The 19,037-nt window shown below is 74.8% G+C and carries 14 protein-coding genes; 6 read left to right on the forward strand and 8 right to left on the reverse strand.

The window, feature by feature from the left end:
- On the reverse strand, positions 1-2,054 hold a 2,054-nt coding region (locus tag CBZ_RS05470), incomplete at its 3' end, for a GNAT family N-acetyltransferase (protein ID WP_130780579.1).
- Between the two features lie 122 nt (positions 2,055-2,176).
- On the opposite strand from CBZ_RS05470, the gene CBZ_RS05475 reads away from it, so the two are divergent.
- Positions 2,177-4,654 (forward strand): DNA gyrase/topoisomerase IV subunit A, encoded by a 2,478-nt coding sequence (locus CBZ_RS05475; protein WP_130780580.1) that lies wholly within the window; start codon positions 2,177-2,179, stop codon positions 4,652-4,654.
- Between the two features lie 49 nt (positions 4,655-4,703).
- On the opposite strand, the gene CBZ_RS05480 is transcribed toward CBZ_RS05475, so the two are convergent.
- The 3 genes from CBZ_RS05480 to CBZ_RS05490 all read right to left on the reverse strand — a co-directional run bounded on the left by CBZ_RS05480 (position 4,704) and on the right by CBZ_RS05490 (position 8,825).
- Positions 4,704-5,474 (reverse strand): lysoplasmalogenase family protein, encoded by a 771-nt coding sequence (locus CBZ_RS05480; protein ID WP_246013080.1) that lies wholly within the window; start codon positions 5,472-5,474, stop codon positions 4,704-4,706.
- Positions 5,475-5,581: 107 nt separating this feature from the next.
- Positions 5,582-6,622, reverse strand: coding sequence for a GNAT family N-acetyltransferase (locus CBZ_RS05485; protein WP_165446666.1), 1,041 nt, complete (start codon positions 6,620-6,622; stop codon positions 5,582-5,584).
- 61 nt (positions 6,623-6,683) lie between these two features.
- On the reverse strand, positions 6,684-8,825 hold the full coding sequence (locus tag CBZ_RS05490; RefSeq protein WP_130780581.1) for a DNA gyrase/topoisomerase IV subunit B: 2,142 nt from the start codon (positions 8,823-8,825) through the stop codon (positions 6,684-6,686).
- Positions 8,826-8,987: 162 nt separating this feature from the next.
- Between CBZ_RS05490 and CBZ_RS05495 the strand changes: the two genes are divergently transcribed.
- A complete protein-coding gene (locus CBZ_RS05495; protein ID WP_130780582.1) occupies positions 8,988-9,242 on the forward strand; it encodes a DUF7455 domain-containing protein in 255 nt (84 codons plus the stop codon).
- A 175-nt stretch (positions 9,243-9,417) separates the two neighbouring features.
- Here CBZ_RS05495 and CBZ_RS05500 read toward each other — a convergent pair whose 3' ends face one another.
- From CBZ_RS05500 to CBZ_RS05510, 3 genes are all read right to left on the reverse strand, one after another.
- The gene (locus CBZ_RS05500) at positions 9,418-11,007 is read right to left on the reverse strand and encodes an RNA polymerase sigma factor (RefSeq protein WP_246013082.1); all 1,590 of its coding nucleotides are present in this window, start codon (positions 11,005-11,007) and stop codon (positions 9,418-9,420) included.
- A gap of 371 nt (positions 11,008-11,378) precedes the next feature.
- A complete protein-coding gene (locus CBZ_RS05505) occupies positions 11,379-11,771 on the reverse strand; it encodes a universal stress protein (protein WP_130780584.1) in 393 nt (130 codons plus the stop codon).
- 97 nt (positions 11,772-11,868) lie between these two features.
- The gene (locus CBZ_RS05510) at positions 11,869-13,116 is read right to left on the reverse strand and encodes a DUF4192 domain-containing protein (protein WP_130780585.1); all 1,248 of its coding nucleotides are present in this window, start codon (positions 13,114-13,116) and stop codon (positions 11,869-11,871) included.
- Positions 13,117-13,322: 206 nt separating this feature from the next.
- Here CBZ_RS05510 and CBZ_RS05515 point away from each other — a divergent pair, with 206 nt between their 5' ends.
- Both CBZ_RS05515 and CBZ_RS05520 read left to right on the forward strand, forming a co-directional pair.
- Positions 13,323-13,865 (forward strand): hypothetical protein, encoded by a 543-nt coding sequence (locus tag CBZ_RS05515; RefSeq protein ID WP_246013084.1) that lies wholly within the window; start codon positions 13,323-13,325, stop codon positions 13,863-13,865.
- Between the two features lie 9 nt (positions 13,866-13,874).
- A complete protein-coding gene (locus CBZ_RS05520; protein WP_130780586.1) occupies positions 13,875-14,993 on the forward strand; it encodes a polyprenyl synthetase family protein in 1,119 nt (372 codons plus the stop codon).
- 161 nt (positions 14,994-15,154) lie between these two features.
- On the opposite strand, the gene CBZ_RS05525 is transcribed toward CBZ_RS05520, so the two are convergent.
- Positions 15,155-15,568 carry an Rv2175c family DNA-binding protein gene (locus CBZ_RS05525; protein WP_130780587.1) on the reverse strand — a complete coding sequence of 138 codons (414 nt, stop codon included), beginning with the start codon at positions 15,566-15,568 and terminating at the stop codon, positions 15,155-15,157.
- Between the two features lie 145 nt (positions 15,569-15,713).
- Here CBZ_RS05525 and CBZ_RS05530 point away from each other — a divergent pair, with 145 nt between their 5' ends.
- Together CBZ_RS05530 and pknB are read left to right on the forward strand one after the other, a co-directional pair.
- Positions 15,714-16,880, forward strand: coding sequence for a LysM peptidoglycan-binding domain-containing protein (locus CBZ_RS05530; RefSeq protein WP_130780588.1), 1,167 nt, complete (start codon positions 15,714-15,716; stop codon positions 16,878-16,880).
- Positions 16,881-16,928: 48 nt separating this feature from the next.
- Positions 16,929-18,929 (forward strand): Stk1 family PASTA domain-containing Ser/Thr kinase, encoded by a 2,001-nt coding sequence (gene pknB / locus CBZ_RS05535; RefSeq protein ID WP_130780589.1) that lies wholly within the window; start codon positions 16,929-16,931, stop codon positions 18,927-18,929.
- The last annotated feature ends 108 nt before the right edge of the window (positions 18,930-19,037 follow it).

A 19,037-nucleotide genomic window follows, 5' to 3' on the forward strand; every position in this document is an offset into this window, starting at 1 on the left:
GGGTCGAGGTCGAGCCCGTCCGCGCGCGCGTCGCCCGCGAGCCACGACGTGACGAGCCGGCGCGCGGCGCGGGTGTCGGCGCCGTCGGGGTGCAGGGGCCGGCCGCGGTCCGCCGCGCGCCACCGGGCGTACCGGACGGCGTGCCCGAGCGCGAGGGTCGCGTCCTCGGGGGTGCTGTACGCGGGCACGGTCCAGACCCGGCCGTCGTCGTCGGGTGCGCTGAGCTCCGGGGTGACCCCGTGCAGGCCGAGGACCGACGCGACCGTCGTCCGCCCGGTGCGGGCTGCGGCGCGCGCGACCTCGAGGGGCAGCGTCCGGCCGACCGTGCCGAGCGTGGGGATGCGGACCACGACGACGACGTCGGTGCCGGGGTCGTCGTAGACGGCGTCGACCGCGGCGCGCACGTCGTCGTCGGGGGCGTCCTCGGGCAGGAGCGCGACGTGGCCGGACAGCACGAGCCCGCTCGCCGAGGCGGCCTCGGCGACGAGGGCCGCGACGGACGCCGACGACGCGAGGATCGCCACGCGCCGCCCCTGCGGGAGCGGCTGGTGCGCGAGCACCTGCGCGACGTCGAGCATCTGGTGGGTGTTCTCGACCCGGATGACGCCCGCCTGCCGCATGACCTCGGCGAGCGTCCGGGGCGGCGCGAGGGTCGGCCGGACCGCGTGCCCCGGCGGGACGACCTGGCCCGAGCGCCCAGCGGTCACCACGACGACGGGCTTGACCGACGCGAGGCGTCGGGCGACGCGGGAGAACTTGCGCGGGTTGCCGATCGACTCCAGGTACAGCCCGACGACGTCCGTGCCGTCGTCGTCGCTCCAGAACTGCATGAGGTCGTTGCCGGAGACGTCCGCGCGGTGCCCCGCGGAGACGAACTCGGCGAGGCCGAGGCCACGGCGCTGCACGGCCCGCAGCAGCGCGACGGCGAGCGGCGCGGACTGGCAGAACAGCCCGATCCGGCCGGGCGGCGGCGGGTCGGCGTCGAGCGACGCGTTGAGCAGGCCGTCCGGGCCGACCGCGAGGACGCCGAACGACGCGGGTCCGACGACGCGGATCCCTGCGGAGTGGGCGACCCGCAGCAGCGTCCGCTGGCGTGCCAGCCCGTCGGGCCCGGTCTCGGCGAACCCGCTGGAGAGCAGCACGACGCCGCGCGCACCGAGGGGCCCGAGCGCCCGCACGACGCCGGCGGCACGGTCGGCGGGCACCGCGACCACGGCCAGGGGGACGGGACCGGGGATGTCGGTCACGGAGGCGTACGCCTCGGTGCCGGCCACGGCGGGCACGACGTCGACGGTGTGCACGCGCACCCCACCGCCCGCGACGAGGTTCGCGGCCGCCTGCGCGGCCTGGCGCCCGTCGAGGGTGTCGGCGACGCCAGGCCCGACGACGAGCACGGTGCGCGCCGCGAGCAGGTCGCGCACCGAGCGGGCCTCCGCGCGGTGCTCGCGGTCCGCCATGACGGCGAGCGACCGGTCGGTCGGGTCGATGTCGAAGCCGACGCTCACCACCCCGTCCTCGGTCTGCTGCGTCACCGCGTACCCCGCCTCGCGGAACACGGCGATCATGCGGCCGTTCTGCGGCAGCACGTCGGCGACGAACCGGCGCACCCCGCGCTCGCGCGCCGCCGCCGCGAGGTGCTCGAGCAGGACCGACCCGATCCCCCGTCCCTGGTGCGCGTCGGACACGTTGAACGCGACCTCCGCCTCCTCGGGCGCCTCGCCGACGAGGCGGTCGTAACGGGCGACGCCGATGATGTGCTCGACGCCCTCGGCGTCGACGTGCACCGCGACCAGCGCGACCCGGTCGACGTGGTCGACCGTCACGAGCCGCTGCAGCTCGCGCTCGGGCAGCCGCTCCATGTGCGCGAAGAACCGCAGGTAGGTGGACCGCTCGGACTGCGCGACGTGGAACGCCTGCAGCGCGTCCGCGTCGGCGGCGCGGATGGGCCGCACGTGCGTGGTGGTCCCGTCGGAGAGCACGACGTCCGCCTCCCACGCCGCCGGGTAGCCGTCGGCCTGCGGGGGTGGCGCCGCGTCCACGTCGACGTCTGCCATGCGGGCCAGGCTAACCGGACGACCGGCCCGGTGGTGCGCACCCGCGTGCCGTGGGGCCGAGCGACCCCTCGGACGCGCGACAATGGTCGACGCACATCCGCCCGGACCGAGGAGCACCACGCATGGCGCGTCGCCCCGCGACCCCGAACCTGCCCCCCGAGGACCTCGTCGAGCGCGTCGTCGACATCGACGTCGCCTCCGAGATGGAGGGCTCGTTCCTCGAGTACGCGTACTCGGTCATCTACTCGCGGGCCCTTCCCGACGCGCGCGACGGTCTCAAGCCCGTGCAGCGCCGCATCCTGTTCCAGATGGCCGACATGGGGCTGCGTCCCGAGCGGCCGTACGTGAAGTCGGCGCGCGTCGTCGGCGAGGTCATGGGCAAGCTGCACCCGCACGGCGACGCCCCGATCTACGACGCGATGGTGCGCCTCGCGCAGTCCTTCGCGCTGCGTCTGCCGCTCGTCGACGGTCACGGCAACTTCGGCTCGCTCGACGACGGCCCGGCCGCCCCCCGCTACACCGAGGCGCGCCTGGCGCCGTCGGCGACCGCGATGACGACGGGTCTCGACGAGGACGTCGTCAACTTCGTGCCGAACTACGACAACAAGCTCACCCAGCCGGAGGTCCTGCCGTCCGCCATCCCGAACCTGCTGGTCAACGGCGCGGCGGGCATCGCGGTCGGCATGGCGACGAACATGGCGCCGCACAACCTCGTCGAGGTCGTCGCGGCCGCCCGGCACCTGGTCATGCACCCCGACGCGACGCTCGAGGAGCTGCTGCGGTTCGTGCCCGGCCCGGACCTGCCCACGGGCGGCAAGATCATCGGCCTCGACGGCGTGCGCGACGCGTACCGCACGGGCCGCGGCGCGTTCCGCACGCGCGCCACCGCGGTCGTCGAGAACGTCACGCCGCGGCGCAAGGGCATCGTCATCACCGAGCTGCCGTACATGGTCGGCCCGGAGAAGGTCATCGAGAAGATCAAGGAGGGCGTGCAGAGCAAGAAGCTCTCCGGCATCTCCGACGCGGTCGACCTCACGGACCGGCAGCACGGCCTGCGCCTCGTCATCGAGGTCAAGACGGGCTTCCACCCCGAGGCCGTGCTCGAGCAGCTCTACCGGTTCACGCCGCTCGAGGACTCCTTCTCGATCAACAACGTCGCGCTCGTCGACGGCCAGCCCCGCACGCTCGGCCTGCGCGAGCTGCTGCAGGTGTGGGTCGAGCACCGCATCACCGTCGTGCGACGGCGCTCCGAGCACCGCCTGACGAAGCGGCAGGAGCGGCTGCACCTCGTCGAGGGCCTGCTCGTCGCGATCCTCGACATCGACGAGGTCATCCAGGTCATCCGCTCCTCGGACGACGCGGAGAGCGCCCGCGCCCGGCTGCAGACCGTCTTCGACCTGTCGGAGCTGCAGGCCGAGTACATCCTCGAGCTGCGCCTGCGCCGCCTGACGAAGTTCTCCCGCCTCGAGCTCGAGCGCGAGAAGGAGCAGCTGCTCGCGGAGATCGCCGAGCTGCAGGCCATCCTCGGCGACGACCACCGCCTGCGCGTCCTGGTCTCCGACGAGATGGCGGAGGTCGCCGCGACGTACGGCACGCCGCGACGCACGATCCTGCTCGAGTCCGCCGGCGGCACGTCCGTCGCGGGCGCCCCGGCCGCGGCCCGCTCGTCGGCGACGCCCCTCGAGATCGAGGACTCGCCGTGCTGGGCGCTGCTGTCCGGCACCTCCCTGCTGGCCCGCACCGCCGGAGGGGACGCCCCGCACCGCTCGCCCGACGCACGCCGAGCGAAGCACGACGTCCTCGCGTCGGCCGTGCCGACGACCGCGCGCGCCGACATCGGCGCCGTGACCTCCCGGGGCCGGCTCGTGCGGGTCTCCGTGCTCGACCTGCCCGCCTTGCCCCCGACCGACGGACCGCCGACCCTGTCCGGCGGGGTCCCGCTGAGCGAGGTCGTCGCGCTGCAGCCCGGCGAGCGCGTCGTGGGCCTCGCGTCGCTCGCGGCCGACGCCCCGACGCTCGCGCTCGCGACCGCGCAGGGCACGGTCAAGCGCGTCGCCGCGGGCGACGTGCCGAACAACCGCGACGAGTGGACCGTCATCGCGCTGCGCGACGACGACGAGGTGGTCGGCGCGGTCGCCGTCGGCGACCAGGACGAGCTCGTGCTCGTCAGCTCCGACTCGTCGCTGCTGCACTTCGCGGCGTCCGCGGTCCGTCCGCAGGGCCGGTCGGCCGGCGGCATGGCCGGCATCAAGCTCGCGGGCGGCCAGCGGGTCGTCTCGTTCGGCGCGGTGCGACCCGAGGAGTCGTCGCAGGCCGTCGTGGTCACCGTCTCCGGGTCGTCGGGCGCACTGCCCGGCACGCAGGCGGGTGCCGCGAAGGTCACCCCGTTCGACGCCTACCCGAGCAAGGGGCGGGCCACCGGCGGGGTGCGGTCCCACCGGTTCCTCAAGGGCGAGGACGTCCTGCTCGCCGCGTGGGTCGGCGTGGGGCCGGCGTGGGCGGCGGGATCGGGCGGTCAGCCGCTCGACCTGCCCGAGCCGGACCACCGTCGCGACGGCTCGGGCACCCCGCTGCCGGCGCCGGTGCACACCATCGGCTGACCGGCGGGGCCCGCGGTCGGGTCCGGCCGGTCCGGTCGCTCGACCGGCGTCAGACGACGAGCGCGACCACGTTGTCGGGCTTCGGGGCGGGCGTGCGGCGCACCACGGGAAGCGGTGGCGCCTGACGCTCGCCCCGGTTGCGCTGCACGACGGCGACCACGAGGAGCGCCTGCGCGACGAGGTAGGTGAGCATGACCGCCACGTCCTGCCCGGGCAGGTGCCACCACGGGACGAACGCCTCGAGCGCGATGAGAGCGTCGGACACGACGAACACCGCGGCCGCGGCCCCCGCGAGACGGCTCACGCCGGTCGCGAGGACCGCCATCGCGACGAGCACCCCGCCGTACACCGCGACGGGCACGAGCAGCGCCCCCGCGTGCGGCGCGCACAGCCCGACGAGCGCGACGAGGACGACCGCGTAGGGCACGAGCAGCACGGGGCGGCGCAGCGCGACGGACCGCCGCGCGTCGGGCGCGAACGCCACGACGTACGCGACCTGCGCCAGCAGGAAGCCGCCGACCATGAGCAGGAACGCCGCGTCACCGTCGGTCGTCGCGGGCAGCGTGTCTCCGAGCCACGAGCACCCGAGGGCGACGAGCGCCCACGTCGCGAGCCGGCCCCGCGGCCACCGCGTGGCGGTCACGAGCGCGGCGGCGAGCACCGGCATCGCGCACCACTGCGCGACGTCCGCGACCTCGTCGGCGCCCGCCACGAGCGCACCGAGCAGCACGAGCGACACCACGACGAACACGAGCGACCACGCACGGGCGGCGGTCGACGACGACCGGAGCACGGCCACCTCCTGGGACCGGACGCTCACGTCCGGGACGGCACGCGGCCGGACCTCGTCGTCCGGCCGACGCCGATGCTAACCGGCGGCGAGGGCCGTGCGAGCACGTTCCCCCGCCGCTCCCCCGGTCGGCTCGGTCAGAGCTCGACGGTGAACATCGTCGAGCTGTCGAAGACCTCGTACCCGAGCGCCGTGTACAGCCGGTGCGCGCCCGTCCGGTTCGCCGTGTCGACCCCCAGCTCCGCGAACTGCATGCCGTCGGCCCGGTACGCCGCCATCGTGGCGGCGAGCAGCGCCGACGCGAGCCCGCGGCCACGCCACTCGCGCACCACGCCCAGCAGCTCGGTGTACCCGGCGGTGTAGCCGTTGACCTCCCAGTCGGCCTCGTACCGTCCCGACAGCTGGTAGCCGACGACCTGGTCGGCCTCGTCGAGCGCGACCAGGCTCCACGTCGGCGCGAACATGCTCCGGCCGTGCGCCCACTGCTCCGGCGTGCGGGGCTCGCTGCCCCAGTGGTCGGAGAACGCCGCGTTGTGCGCGAGCCGGGCGCCCTCGTCGTGCTCCGGCGCCCACGGGACGACGCGCACACCCGCCGGCACGGCCACCTCGGGGAGCGGGGCGTCGAGCGGGCGGCGCATCTCCGCGTAGTAGCGCACGGGTGTCATCCCGGCACGCGTGAGCAGACGCGCCGCGTCGACCACCTGATCGGGGACGTAGCTGGCGATGCGCGCCGGCAGGTCCTTGCCGGACGCGGCGAGCACCTGTCGCGCGCGGGCGTGCGACCAGGCGACGACCGCGGCGCCCACGCCGCGCCGGCGCCACTCGGGGTCGACGCCGCCGTCCGCGAACGCCCGCACCACCCGGGTGTCGCCCGGGGGCTGGTCGACCTCGGCCCACGCGCGCGGCACGCCGTCGGCGTCGAGGCCGAGGAGCGTGTTGCGCTCGACGTCCTTCCAGTCGCCGTCGAACTTCTCGCCGACCTCCGGCTCGGACGTGCGGTAGGGCACCGCGTCGGCCGTCTCGATGCGGGTCAGCAGCGCCGTCAGCGCGGGGACGTCGTCCGTCGTCATCGGTCGCCACGTCAGCCCGAGGGCCGGGTCGGGCAGCGGACACACCGCGGGTGCGGCGGCCCGCTCGGCGATGGGCGGGAGCGAGGTCGTCGGCAGGTCGATGCTCATCCGACCAGCCTCGCCGCGACTGCGGCGGCCCGGCAAGCGGATTGCGGGCGAGCCCGCGGCGTCAGGCGTCGATGCGGGAGCGGTCGAGCGCCTGCGCGCCCGCGACGATGAAGTCCTTGCGGGGTGCGACGTCCGAGCCCATGAGCAGCTCGAAGACCTGCTCCGCCCGGGCGGCGGCGTCCATCGTCACACGCCGCAGCGTCCGGTGCCGCGGGTCCATGGTCGTCTCCGCGAGCTGGTCGGCGTCCATCTCGCCGAGGCCCTTGTACCGCTGGATGTCGTCCTTGTACTTCTTGCCGGAGCGGTCGAGCCGCTTGAGCGTCGCCGCGAGCTCGGCCTCGGAGTACGTGTAGATGTACCGGTCGGCCGGGTCCACCTTGCGGCCGCCGCTGCCGACCAGCTCGATGCGGTGCAGGGGCGGCACCGCCGCGTACACGCGGCCCGCCTCGACGAGCGGACGCATGTACCGGAAGAACAGCGTGAGCAGCAGGGTCCGGATGTGCGCGCCGTCGACGTCGGCGTCCGTCATCATGACGATCTTCCCGTAGCGGGCCGCCTCGAGCTCGAACGTCCGCCCCGAGCCCGCGCCGATGACCTGGATGATCGACGCGCACTCGGCGTTCTTCAGCATGTCCGTGACGGACGCCTTCTGGACGTTGAGGATCTTGCCGCGGATCGGCAGCAGCGCCTGGAAGTCCGAGCTGCGCGCGAGCTTGGCCGTGCCGAGCGCGCTGTCGCCCTCGACGATGAACAGCTCGCTGCGCTCCACGTCGTCGATGCGGCAGTCCGCGAGCTTCGCCGGCAGCGACGACGACTCGAGCGCGTTCTTGCGTCGCGAGATCTCCTTCTGCTTGCGGGCCGACAGGCGCGCACGCATCTCCCCCACGACCTTGTCGAGCAGGAGGGCCGACTGCGCCTTGTGCTCGCGCTTCGTCGAGACGAGGATCCCGCCGAGCTCGGTGTCCAGGACCTTGGCCACGATCGCCCGCACGGGTCCCGTGCCGAGGACCTCCTTGGTCTGGCCCTCGAACTGCGGCTCCGCGAGGCGCACCGTGACGACCGCCGTCATCCCGGCGAGCACGTCCTCCTTCTCGATGCGCTCCGTGGCCGCGTCCTTCGCGCTGATCTTCAGGCGACGGGCGTTGGCCTCGACGGCCTTGCGCAGCGTGCGCAGCAGCCCCGTCTCGAAGCCCGCCAGGTGCGTGCCGCCCTTGGGCGTCGCGATGATGTTGACGAACGAGCGGACCTCGGTCTCGTACCCGGTGCCCCACCGCAGCGCGATGTCGACCTCGCAGGTCCGGCTGACCTCCTGCGGGGACATGTGTCCCCGGTCGTCGAGGACCGGCACCGTCTCCGTGAAGGTGCCCTCGCCCGTGAGGTGCCACGTGTCGGTGACGGCCGGGTCCGGCGACAGGTGGTCGACGAAGTCGACGACGCCGCCGCTGTGGAAGAACGTCTCCTCATGGGGGCCGTCGGCGCCCGGGGTGCCGGGGATCCCCCGCTCGTCGCGGACGGTGAGCGTGAGGCCCGGGACGAGGAAGCTCGTCTGGCGCGCCCGCGTGACCAGCTCGTCATAGGAGAACACCGCCGTCTTCGGGAAGATCTGCCGGTCCGCCCAGTACCGCACGCGGGTGCCGGTGCGCGCCCGCGCGACCTTGCCCACGACCGCGAGCTCGGAGCCCGACACGAACGGCTCGAACGGCGACTCCGGGCTCGTGCCCGCGGCGTCGTCGAAGACGCCCGGCTCGCCGCGGTGGAACGTCATGCGGTGCGTGCGCCCGTCGCGGTCCACCTCGACGTCGAGCCGCGACGACAGCGCGTTGACGACCGAGGCGCCGACGCCGTGCAGGCCGCCCGAGGCACCGTAGGAGCCGCCGCCGAACTTGCCGCCGGCGTGCAGCTTGGTGAAGACGACCTCGACGCCCGTGAGGCCGGTCTTCGGCTCGACGTCGACCGGGACGCCGCGACCGTTGTCCCGGACCTCGACCGACGTGTCGGCGTGCAGGACGATGTCGATCCGGTCGCCGTGCCCCGCGAGGGCCTCGTCGACGGAGTTGTCGATGATCTCCCACAGGCAGTGCATGAGCCCGCGGCTGTCGGTCGTGCCGATGTACATGCCGGGACGCTTGCGGACGGCCTCCAGACCCTCCAGCACCGACAGGTGCCGAGCGGTGTAGCCGGACTGCGGGGAAGTCGTCGTCACGGGGGCGATGGTAGCCGGGACACCTGACAGCACCCGGGTGCCATGCCGCAGCGCCGTGCGCGCCGACGGGTCCGGCACCGCCGCGGGCGCGCACGCCCGCGTCCGGGTGTGCGCCGGATCACAGTTCGGTACGCCGGGAGCGAACCACCCGCCCTGGGGGGGATGGAACGGGGCACGGGATGGTTGTATGGAGGCGTGACAGGGACCATGACCGAGCCGTTGACCGCAGCCGACCGTTGCGACCGATGCGGTGCGCAGGCCTACGTCCGCGTGGTGCTTCCCGTGGGCGAGCTGCTGTTCTGCGCGCACCACGCGCGGGAGCACGCCCCGAAGTTCTCCGACGTCGCCACGCACGTCCAGGACGAGACCGACCGCCTGCTCGCCGAGCACGGCGCCGGGACGGGCGCCGCGCGCTGACGTCGCGCACCCCCTAGGCCACGAGGCCCGGACCGCCACTGGTCCGGGCCTCGTCGCATGTCAGGGCGCGTCGCGTCGCGCACGCGCGACGACACCGGCGCCGACCACCCGCCGGACGGCGAAGGCCCCGCACCTGCCATCGGCAGGGCGGGGCCTTCTCGTCGGGAGGACCGACTCAGTCCAGGTAGTCCCGCAGGACCTGGGACCGCGACGGGTGCCGCAGCTTCGACATGGTCTTCGACTCGATCTGGCGGATGCGCTCACGCGTCACGCCGTAGACCTTGCCGATCTCGTCGAGCGTCTTCGGCTGGCCGTCCGTCAGGCCGAAGCGCATCGAGACGACACCCGCCTCACGCTCGGACAGGGTGTCCAGCACCTGGTGCAGCTGCTCCTGCAGCAGCGTGAAGCTCACGGCGTCGGCCGGCACGACCGCCTCGGAGTCCTCGATGAGGTCGCCGAACTCGCTGTCGCCGTCCTCGCCGAGGGGCGTGTGCAGCGAGATGGGCTCACGGCCGTACTTCTGGACCTCGACGACCTTCTCGGGCGTCATGTCCAGCTCCTTGGCCAGCTCCTCCGGCGTGGGCTCGCGGCCCAGGTCCTGGAGCATCTGGCGCTGGACGCGCGCGAGCTTGTTGATGACCTCGACCATGTGCACCGGGATGCGGATGGTCCGCGCCTGGTCGGCCATGGCGCGCGTGATCGCCTGGCGGATCCACCACGTCGCGTACGTCGAGAACTTGTAGCCCTTGGTGTAGTCGAACTTCTCGACCGCACGGATCAGGCCGAGGTTGCCCTCCTGGATCAGGTCGAGGAAGAGCATCCCGCGGCCCGTGTAGCGCTTGGCGAGCGAGACGACCAGACGCAGGTTGGCCTCGAGCAGGTGGTTCTTCGCGCGACGCCCGTCGCCGGCGATCCACTCGAGCTCGCGACGCAGCTTGGGCTCCATCGTGATGCCCGCGTTGAGCCGCTCCTCGGCGAACAGGCCGGCCTCGATGCGCTTGGCGAGCTCGACCTCCTGCTCCGCGTTGAGGAGCGCGACCTTGCCGATCTGCTTGAGGTAGTCCTTGACCGGGTCCGCCGTCGCGCCCGCCGTGACGACCTGCTGCACGGGAGCGTCGTCGTCGTCGGCGTCGGAGTACACGAAGCCGGCGCTGTCCTCGGACTCCTCCTCGGCCTTCGCGGCCGGGGCGGCGGGGGTGCCTTCCTCGTCGTCGCCCTCGGCGACGTCCTCCGTGGTGTCCGCGGCGACGTCGACCTCGGCGTCGTCCGTGAGCGCCTCGGCGTCGATGTCGACGTCCTCGAGCTCCTCGCCGTCCTCCGGAGCCTCGTCCGACTCGGTCTCGGGCTTCGCGGCCGCCTTCGCCTTCGCGGGCGCCTTCGTCGCGGGCTTGGCCGCGGCCGTCTTCGCCGCGGGCTTCGCCGCCGCCTTGGGCGCCGCGGCCTTCTTCGGGGCGGTCGTCGTCGTCGCGGCGTCCTGCGCGTCGTCGCCGGCCACGACCGCCTTCGCGGACGTGCGCGCCTTGGCGCTCGTCGCGGCCACCGCACGGGCGGGGGCAGCGGGCTCGCGGACGCCGATGCCCGCGGTCGCGAGGCCGCGCATGACGGCCTTCAGGCGCTTCGCGTCCTGGACGTCCGCCTGCTCGCAGGCCGTACGCAGCTCCTCGGCTCCGACGGTGCCATGTGTCCGCCCACGCAGGACGAGGTCCTGCAGAGCGGGGTGCTCGAACTCACGCGGGAGTGCGGGATGCGGGGTCTGGGACGACACGAACGACCTTTCGGCAGCGCGACACCCGGAGCGGGAGCCGGGAGGTAGACCCATATTGTACCGGCGCGCGCCGCCCACGGCGGTGCCCGGCACGGGTGTGGCGCCCTCGTGGGGCGTCCTTCATGGGCTTTCGTGTGTTCAACGAACGAGCGTCCAGGACCATTCCCTCACCGGCGCGCCCAGGCGCACGCTCGAGGGTGGTCGAGGACGACTGCGGCGGGCGCTCCGTCGCGTGGGGCCACGGCCGCCGGGCCGACGTCCGGAGGGCGTCGTCACGGTCTCGACCGTCAGGTCGTCGGCGTGGCCTTCATGAACGTCACGGGTTCGACCGTCAGGTCGTCCGCTCGACCGTCAGGTCGTCGGCGCGACCGTCAGGACGCGGGCTTGACCGTCAGCACAGGGCAGGGCGCGTCGAACAGCACGCGCTGGGCGTTCGCACCGAGGATGAGCTTGCCCACAGGGCTGCGTCGTCGCAGACCGATGACGACGAGCTCGGCCGCCACGTCCTCCGCCGTCGCGATGAGGTCGTCGGCGACGTCGCCGCCGTCGAGCAGCCGCACCTCGTGGGAGACCCCCTCGGCCGCGAGCTCGGACGCGACCTGCGCGAGCGCCTCCTCGAGGGCCGCCCGCTGCTCCCCCTCGTCGGGACGCGCGCTCGCGACGACGACGACCGTCGTCTCGTGCCGGCGCGCCTCCTCGAGCGCCGCGTCGAGCGCCGCTCGCCCCTCGGGGGTGGCCAGGTAGCCGACCACGATGCCGCTCATCGGTCCTCCCTCGTCATCGGCGCTGGACGCCGTGGCCGTGACGCTACCCGAGGTCCGCCCCACGTTCGAGGTCAGGCGTCGGGGACCGCCGTCGCGCCTACCCGGCGCGACGGACCCAGCCGGGGGCGATCGCCGCGGTCAGCACCTCGAGGAGCAGCCGGGCGAGGCGGTGCGCAGGGTCGTCCGCGAGCGCGCGGTCGAGCAGCACCGACGCGCGGGCGCCGTCGCCCCGCCACCAGGCGAGCATCGCGAGCAGGGTGAGCGCAGGGGCCTGGTGGCCGGTCCTGCCGAGGGCCACGACCTGCTCGAGGGCGTGCTCGTGCCGCGCCGCGTCGGCCGGCGGCGGGACCGCACGTGCCGGGTCGACGATCGACGCCACCGCGCGCCCGATCGCCGCGTCCACGACGGCGTCCGGGGTCTGCGTCGCGACGCTGCGCTCGGGCAGGTCGCCCGTCCCGGGCACGAGCGAGACGAGCACCGCGTCGCGGACCCGGCGGTCGGCGAGCCCGGCCTCGAGCCGGCCCCATGGAGCGCGCTGCGACGGGCCGCGCCCGGTGCCCGCCCGGCCCGGGCCGGGTGTCGACCAGGCGTCGGCCGAGCCGTCGGGGGCCGGCTCGTCGGGCGCCACGGTCCCGAGGTCGCGGACCCGCTCCTCGGTCGAGCGGTCGACACCGATCGGGGGCGTGAGGACCACCGCGGAACGCCAGGCCGCGAGGCTGTCGAGCCGCCACGCCCGCAGGGCGTCGTCCCCCTCGGCGAGCGCGGCCTCGCGTCGCTCCTCCCACCGGCGGCGGGCGCGGGCGACGCCGCGGCGGCGTCCGGCGTCGGCGGGCGGGATCCGGGCCAGGTCGTCGCGCGAGTCGAGGACGGCCGACCCGGCGAGGACCAGGCGTGCGCCGGTCTGGGTCGTCTCCAGGTCCCGCAGCGGCCGGCCGCCCGGAGGGCAGCAGGCGTCGGAGCAGTCGAGCGAGAGGTAGCCGGTGCTGGTGACGGCCCACGCGGCGACGTCGCCGAGCGACAGCGCGGCGGCCTCCCGGACGTGCGCGACGGCACGACGGACGGCGGTCCCCGCCGGGCCGCGGGGGTCGTCGCGCGTGTAGACGACGAGCAGGGCACGCCGGGCGCCGTCCTCGCCGAGCAGCGTGACGAGCGCACGGGCCCGCGCGCCGCCGGCGTCCGGGTCGGCGAGCCGGTCGAGGTCGACGCGCGCGACGACGCCGACGCGTCCGCGCGGTGGTCGCAGGCTCACCGCCACGACGCTCTCGCGGGGGTGGAAGCCCAGCCGGTGCGGGACGAGGGCGAGGAGCTCGCGCGGTTCGCTCACGCGCAGGGTCGTGGTGTCCATGCCGGGAGCACACCGCAGCGACGAGGCGGCCGGGGGCGCGCCGACGCCCGGCTGTGGGCGGGAGCGCGCCGGGCGCGGGTGTGGACGCCTCGACGCGGGGCGTCCGACGCCGACGGCCCCCCGTCCACCCGCCCGCCGTCCGCCGTGCGCCGTCCGCCGTCTGCCGCCTGCCGCCTGCCGCCTGCGGGGACGACTACCCTGGCCCGGTGCCACGCCCCCGCAGGTCCGCCGCGCCCACCGGACTCACCGGGCTGACCGCCCTCGCCGTGGCCGCCCTGCTCGCGGGCTGCACGACGAGCACACCGGCGACGGTCGCCCCCTCGGACAGCTCGACGTCCACCCTGTCGTCCACGCCGGTCCCGACCGAGTCCCTCCTGCCCACGGACGACGCGACCGCGTCCGCCGTCGGTGAGCTCGCCGAGGGCTTCCCGTCGACGTTGGTCGTGGTGCCCGACGGCGCCGAGGTGCTGGTCTCCTCGGCGCGTCCCGTCGAGGGCTCGGACCTGGTCGAGGTGAGCCTCAACCTGCGAACCGTCCAGGACGCCGCCGCGCTCCTCGACGCGGTCCGCGCCCCGCTGCTCGCGGCCGGGTTCGCGGAGTCGACGCCCCCGGCCCCCGAGGCGGGGCTGGCCGCCCAGTCCACGTTCTCGCGGGCGGACGGCAGCGAGCTGCTGGTCGTCGGCATCCTCGACCGTGACGGCGTCCGCACGCTGACGCTCGGCGGCCGGGTGCGCCCGCCGACCACCTAGGCTGCGGGGATGACCGCCGAGCCCGCACTCGTCGACCTCGAGGACGTCCGGCCGCAGGTCGACGCCGTCCTCGCCGAGCACGTCGCCCGGCTCACCGCGTCGCTGCTGGCCGTGAGCGAGGACACCCGACCTCTCGTCGACGCGCTCGCCCGCATGCTGTCCGGGGGGAAGCGCCTGCGGGCGGCCTTCTGCTGGTGGTCGTGGCGCGCCCACGGGGGGCAGCCCGGCACCCCGGAGGCCGAGGCCGTCGTCCGGGTCGGTGCCGCGCTCGAGCTCTTCCAGGCGGCCGCGCTGTTCCACGACGACGTGATGGACGACTCCGACACGCGTCGCGGCATGCCGTCGGCGCACCGCACGTTCGAGCGGCTGCACCGCGAGCGCGGCCTCGCGGGCGACGAGCGGCGCTTCGGGGCGTCGGCGGCGATCCTGCTGGGTGACCTCGCGCTCGTGGCGAGCGAGGAGGAGTTCGCGGCGGCGCTCGCGTCCGCCCCGGCGTCGCGGGCGGCACGGGCACGCGCCGTGTTCGACCTCATGCGGACGGAGGTGACCGTCGGCCAGTACCTCGACGTCCTTGCGCAGTCGCTCCCGTGGGGGGACGACGCCGACGCGGACGAGGCACGGGCGCGCGACGTCATCCGGGCGAAGTCGGCGCGCTACAGCGTCGAGCACCCGGTCGTCCTGGGGGCCTCGCTCGCCGACGCGGACGACGACGCGCTGGCCGCGTGCCGGTCCCTCGGCCTGCCCCTGGGCGAGGCGTTCCAGCTCCGCGACGACCTGCTGGGCGTGTTCGGCGACCCGGCGACCACGGGCAAGCCTGCGGGCGACGACCTGCGCGAGGGCAAGCGGACGGTGCTCGTCGCGCGGGCGCTCCGCCGGGCGCGCGAGTCGGGTGACGCGGGCACCGTCGCCCTGCTGCGCGAGCACCTGGGCGACCGGACGATGACCGACGCGACGGTCGCGGAGCTCGCCGCGGCGATCGCCTCGTCCGGGGCGGTGGAGGACGTCGAGCGCACGATCGACGACCTCGCGGCCCGCGCCTTCGCCGTCATGGACGCGCGGGGCTGGGCGGAGCCCGCGGCAAGCCGGATCGCGCAGCTCGCGCACGCCGCGGTCGACCGGCACGCCTGACCGCGGCCGGTGACGCACCGGCCCGCACGCGACGCCGGTGCGCGGCTGAGGTCAGCCCACGGCCGAGGTCAGGCCACGACGAGGGCCACACCGGGCGTCGGTCCGAGACTGACGCCCGGACGCTGCCGAGGTCGGCGGTCCCGACCTCGGCAGTCCCGAGGTCAGAGCTCGGCCTGTGCCCGCCGCCGGACCTCGGTCTTGCGCCCCGCGCGGAGCGCGTCGACCGGCGTGCCGGGCAGCGACTCGTCGGGCGTGAAGAGCCACGTCACGGCCTCCTCGTCGGAGAACCCGGCGTCGGCGAGGACGGTCAGCGTCCCGTGAAGCGAGGCGAGGACCGTCGAGGCGGCGTCGTCGCGCGGCGTGGTCGGCTGGGCAGGGTTCGCGAGGTGGCCGGGCACGAGGAACTGCGCGGGGACGGACAGGACGCGGGGCTCGCCGCGTCGCACGGCGACGAGCTTGCGCTCCTGCAGCAGGCGGCGCACCTTGCTCACGTCGAGGCCGGTCCGCTCGGCGACGTCGGGGAGGGTCAGCCACTCGTCGACGAGGTCGTCCGGGGCGGGCGTGGAGTCGTTCACCCGACAAGAGTACGCAACGGCGAATTACAGGGCCGCAATTCGCCCGCGCGCTTTCGTTCACCCATTCCCTCGGCTACGTTCATGTTTTGTCACTTCATTCACACCAGCACCACGGGTCACTTCAGACCCACCCCGGGGGACCACCATGACGCCGCTCGCCACCTCACGCGCCGACGGGCTGCGTCGCGCCGCCACCGGCACGGGCACCACGCTCGCGATCGCGGCCGTCGCGGTCACGGCGACCGGGACCGGCGCCCACGCCGACGACCAGTACACGGTCCGCTCCGGCGACACGGTGAGCCACATCGCCGCCCGGCACAGCACGACCGTCGGCGCGGTCGCGCAGGCCAACGCGCTGACCGACGCGTCGCGCATCCGGATCGGGCAGGTCCTCACGATCCCGACGGGGACGCCGGCCGTCCGTGTCGCCCCGGCCGCCACCGCCGCGCCCGCTCCCGCCGCGGCGAGCTACACCGTCCGCTCGGGCGACACCGTGAGCCGCATCGCGTCGCGCCACGGCACGACGACGGCCGCGATCGTCGCGGCCAACGGGCTCGACTCGCGCGCGTTCATCCGCATCGGCCAGACGCTGACGGTCCCCGGCGCAGGCGGGACGACTGCCGCCGCAGCCCCGGTCGCGGCCGCAGCACCCACGACGACGGCCGCGACCCACATGGTGGCGAGCGGCGAGACCGTGTCCGCCCTCGCGACCCGCTACGGCACCACGACCGCCGCGATCGTCGCGGCCAACGGGCTCGACTCCCGCGCGTTCATCCGCATCGGTCAGAAGCTCAGCATCCCGGGCGTCGCGCCCGCCGCCGCGACCTCGGTCGGGTCGACGTTCGCGGGCCGCACCTACCCCGAGACGACCGTCGCCGCCGCGAACGCGAACCTCGCGTCGCTGCGCGCGGGCGCGGTGCCGTCGAAGGCGGACATGCGCGCGAAGATCACGGCGACCGCGCAGGCCCTCGGGGTCGACCCCGCCCTCGCGCTCGCCGTCGCGTACCAGGAGTCCGGCTTCAACCACGCCGTCGTCTCCCCCGCCAACGCCATCGGCACGATGCAGGTCATCCCGTCGTCCGGGCAGTGGGCGTCCGAGCTCGTCGGCCGCCAGCTGAACCTCCTGGACCCGGACGACAACGTCACCGCCGGCGTCGCGATCCTGCGCTCGCTCGTCCGCAACGCACCCGACCTGCCGACCGCCATCGCCGGCTACTACCAGGGCGCCTCCTCGGTGAAGCGCAACGGGATGTTCGCGGACACCCAGCGGTACGTCGCGAACGTGCAGGCCCACATGACGCGGTTCGCCTGACGGCCCGCCTGCGCCGATCCGGGCGCCCCCGACCGTAGACTCCTGCGCGTGGGAGCCACCGTCACCGATCCGCTCGTGGGCCGTCTGGTCGACGGGCGGTACGAGGTCGTGTCCCGCATCGCCCGGGGCGGGATGGCCACCGTCTACCTGGCGGTCGACCGTCGTCTCGACCGGGACGTCGCGCTCAAGGTGATGCACTCCCACCTCGCGGAGGGCGCGTCGGGCGCAGACTTCGTCGCACGCTTCCGACGCGAGGCCCGGACGGCCGCGCGGCTGACGCACCCCGGCCTCGTCGGCGTCTACGACCAGGGCCTGGACGGCGACACCAGCTACCTGACGATGGAGTACGTCGACGGGTCCAACCTGCGCCGCCGGATCGCAGAGCAGGGCGCGCTGACCGTCGGCGACGCGCTGCGCGTCACCGAGTCGGTGCTCGACGCGCTGGCCGCCGCGCACCGCGTGGGGCTCGTGCACCGCGACATCAAGCCGGAGAACGTGCTGCTGGCGACGGACGAGCGGGTCAAGCTCGCCGACTTCGGGCTCGCGCGCGCCGTGACCGAGGTGACGGCCACGACCACAGGCACCGTCCTGGGGACCGTCGCGTACCTCGCGCCCGAGCTGGTCGTCCGCGGAGCCAGCGACGCCCGGACGGACGTCTACGCGTGCGGGATCCTGCTCTACGAGATGCTCGCGGGCGCCCAGCCGTTCACCGGCGAGACGCCCATCCAGGTGGCGTTCCAGCACGTCAACAACGACATCCCCGCGCCGTCCGACACCGTCGGCTGGCTGCCGGTGGAGATCGACGAGCTCGTGCAGGCGCTCGCCGCCCGCTCCCCCGACGACCGGCCGGTCGACGCGGCCGCGGCGCTCGCGCTCGTCCGCCGCACCCGCCTCGCGCTCGACGACGAGACGCTCGGCCGCCGCGCCGACGTCGCCCCGTCGATCACGCTGCCCACCGCGACCGACCCGGACGAGACCGACCTCGACGGTGCCGAGCGCGACGACGACCCCTCGGCCGAGACCACGCGGCTCGCGACGGCTCCCCCGCCCGGGGCGACCGTCGCACTGCCCATCGGCCTGGGTGCTGCGCTGTCGATCCCCGTCCCGGTCGTCGCGTCCGCCGAGCCCGTGCGCCCGCGTCGCCGCCGTCGCGTCGTCGCCGCCGCGGTCCTCGCTCTGCTGCTCGCCCTCGGCGGCGGCGGCACGTGGTGGTACCTGCAGGTCGGCCCGGGCGCGTGGACGACGGTCCCCGAGGTCGTGCAGCTCCCGGAGGCCGCGGCACGGACCGCGCTCGACGACGCCGGCCTCGGCGTCCGCTCGGTCACCGTGTTCGACGCCACGGCGCCGGTCGGCACGGTCGTCGGCGCGTCGCCCGCGCAGGGCGAGCCGGTGCGCAAGGACGGCACCGTCGAGCTGACGGTCTCGAAAGGCCCCGACTACGTCAACGTCCCGCAGGGCGTCGTCGGCGAGCTGCAGGCCACCGCGGAGGCCGCGCTCGTCGCCGCGGGTCTCGTCGCGACCTACCCGCCGGCCGCGTACGACGACACGATCCCCAACGGGGTCGTCATCAGCGCCACGCTCCCGGACGGCACCCCAGCGGAGCCCGACGCGCAGACCGTCCGCGACACCGCGGTGAGCCTGGTCGTCTCGAAGGGCCCCGCGCCCGTCGACGTCGTCAGCGTCGTCAACGAGTCGCTCGAGTCGGCCACCGCGACGCTCACCGGTCTCGGCCTCAAGGTCGGCACCGCCGAGGCGTTCAGCGACACCGTCGACGCCGGCTTCGTCATCTCGCAGAACCCGCCCGACAAGACCGAGCTGCTCCGGGGCGACACCGTCACCCTCACGGTGTCGAAGGGTCCGGAGACGTTCGAGATCCCGAAGTTCACGGGCATGCAGTACGACAAGGCCGCCGAGGAGCTCACCAAGCTCGGCATGGTGCCCAAGCGGAGCAACGTGCTCGGCGGCGTCTTCGGGACGGTGCGCGACCAGAGCGTCGCCCCCGGCGAGAAGGTCGCCAAGGGCACGACGATCACGCTCACCGTCGTCTGACCCGCGGAGGCGGCCGGTACGGTCGGGCCCGCGGAGGCGACCGGCACGGCCGAGGCTCCGGGCGGACGACCCACGCCCGCTGACGCCGACGGGCGGCCCCCCCCACCC

It is taken from the genome of Cellulomonas biazotea, from assembly GCF_004306155.1.
Lineage (GTDB): Bacteria > Actinomycetota > Actinomycetes > Actinomycetales > Cellulomonadaceae > Cellulomonas > Cellulomonas biazotea.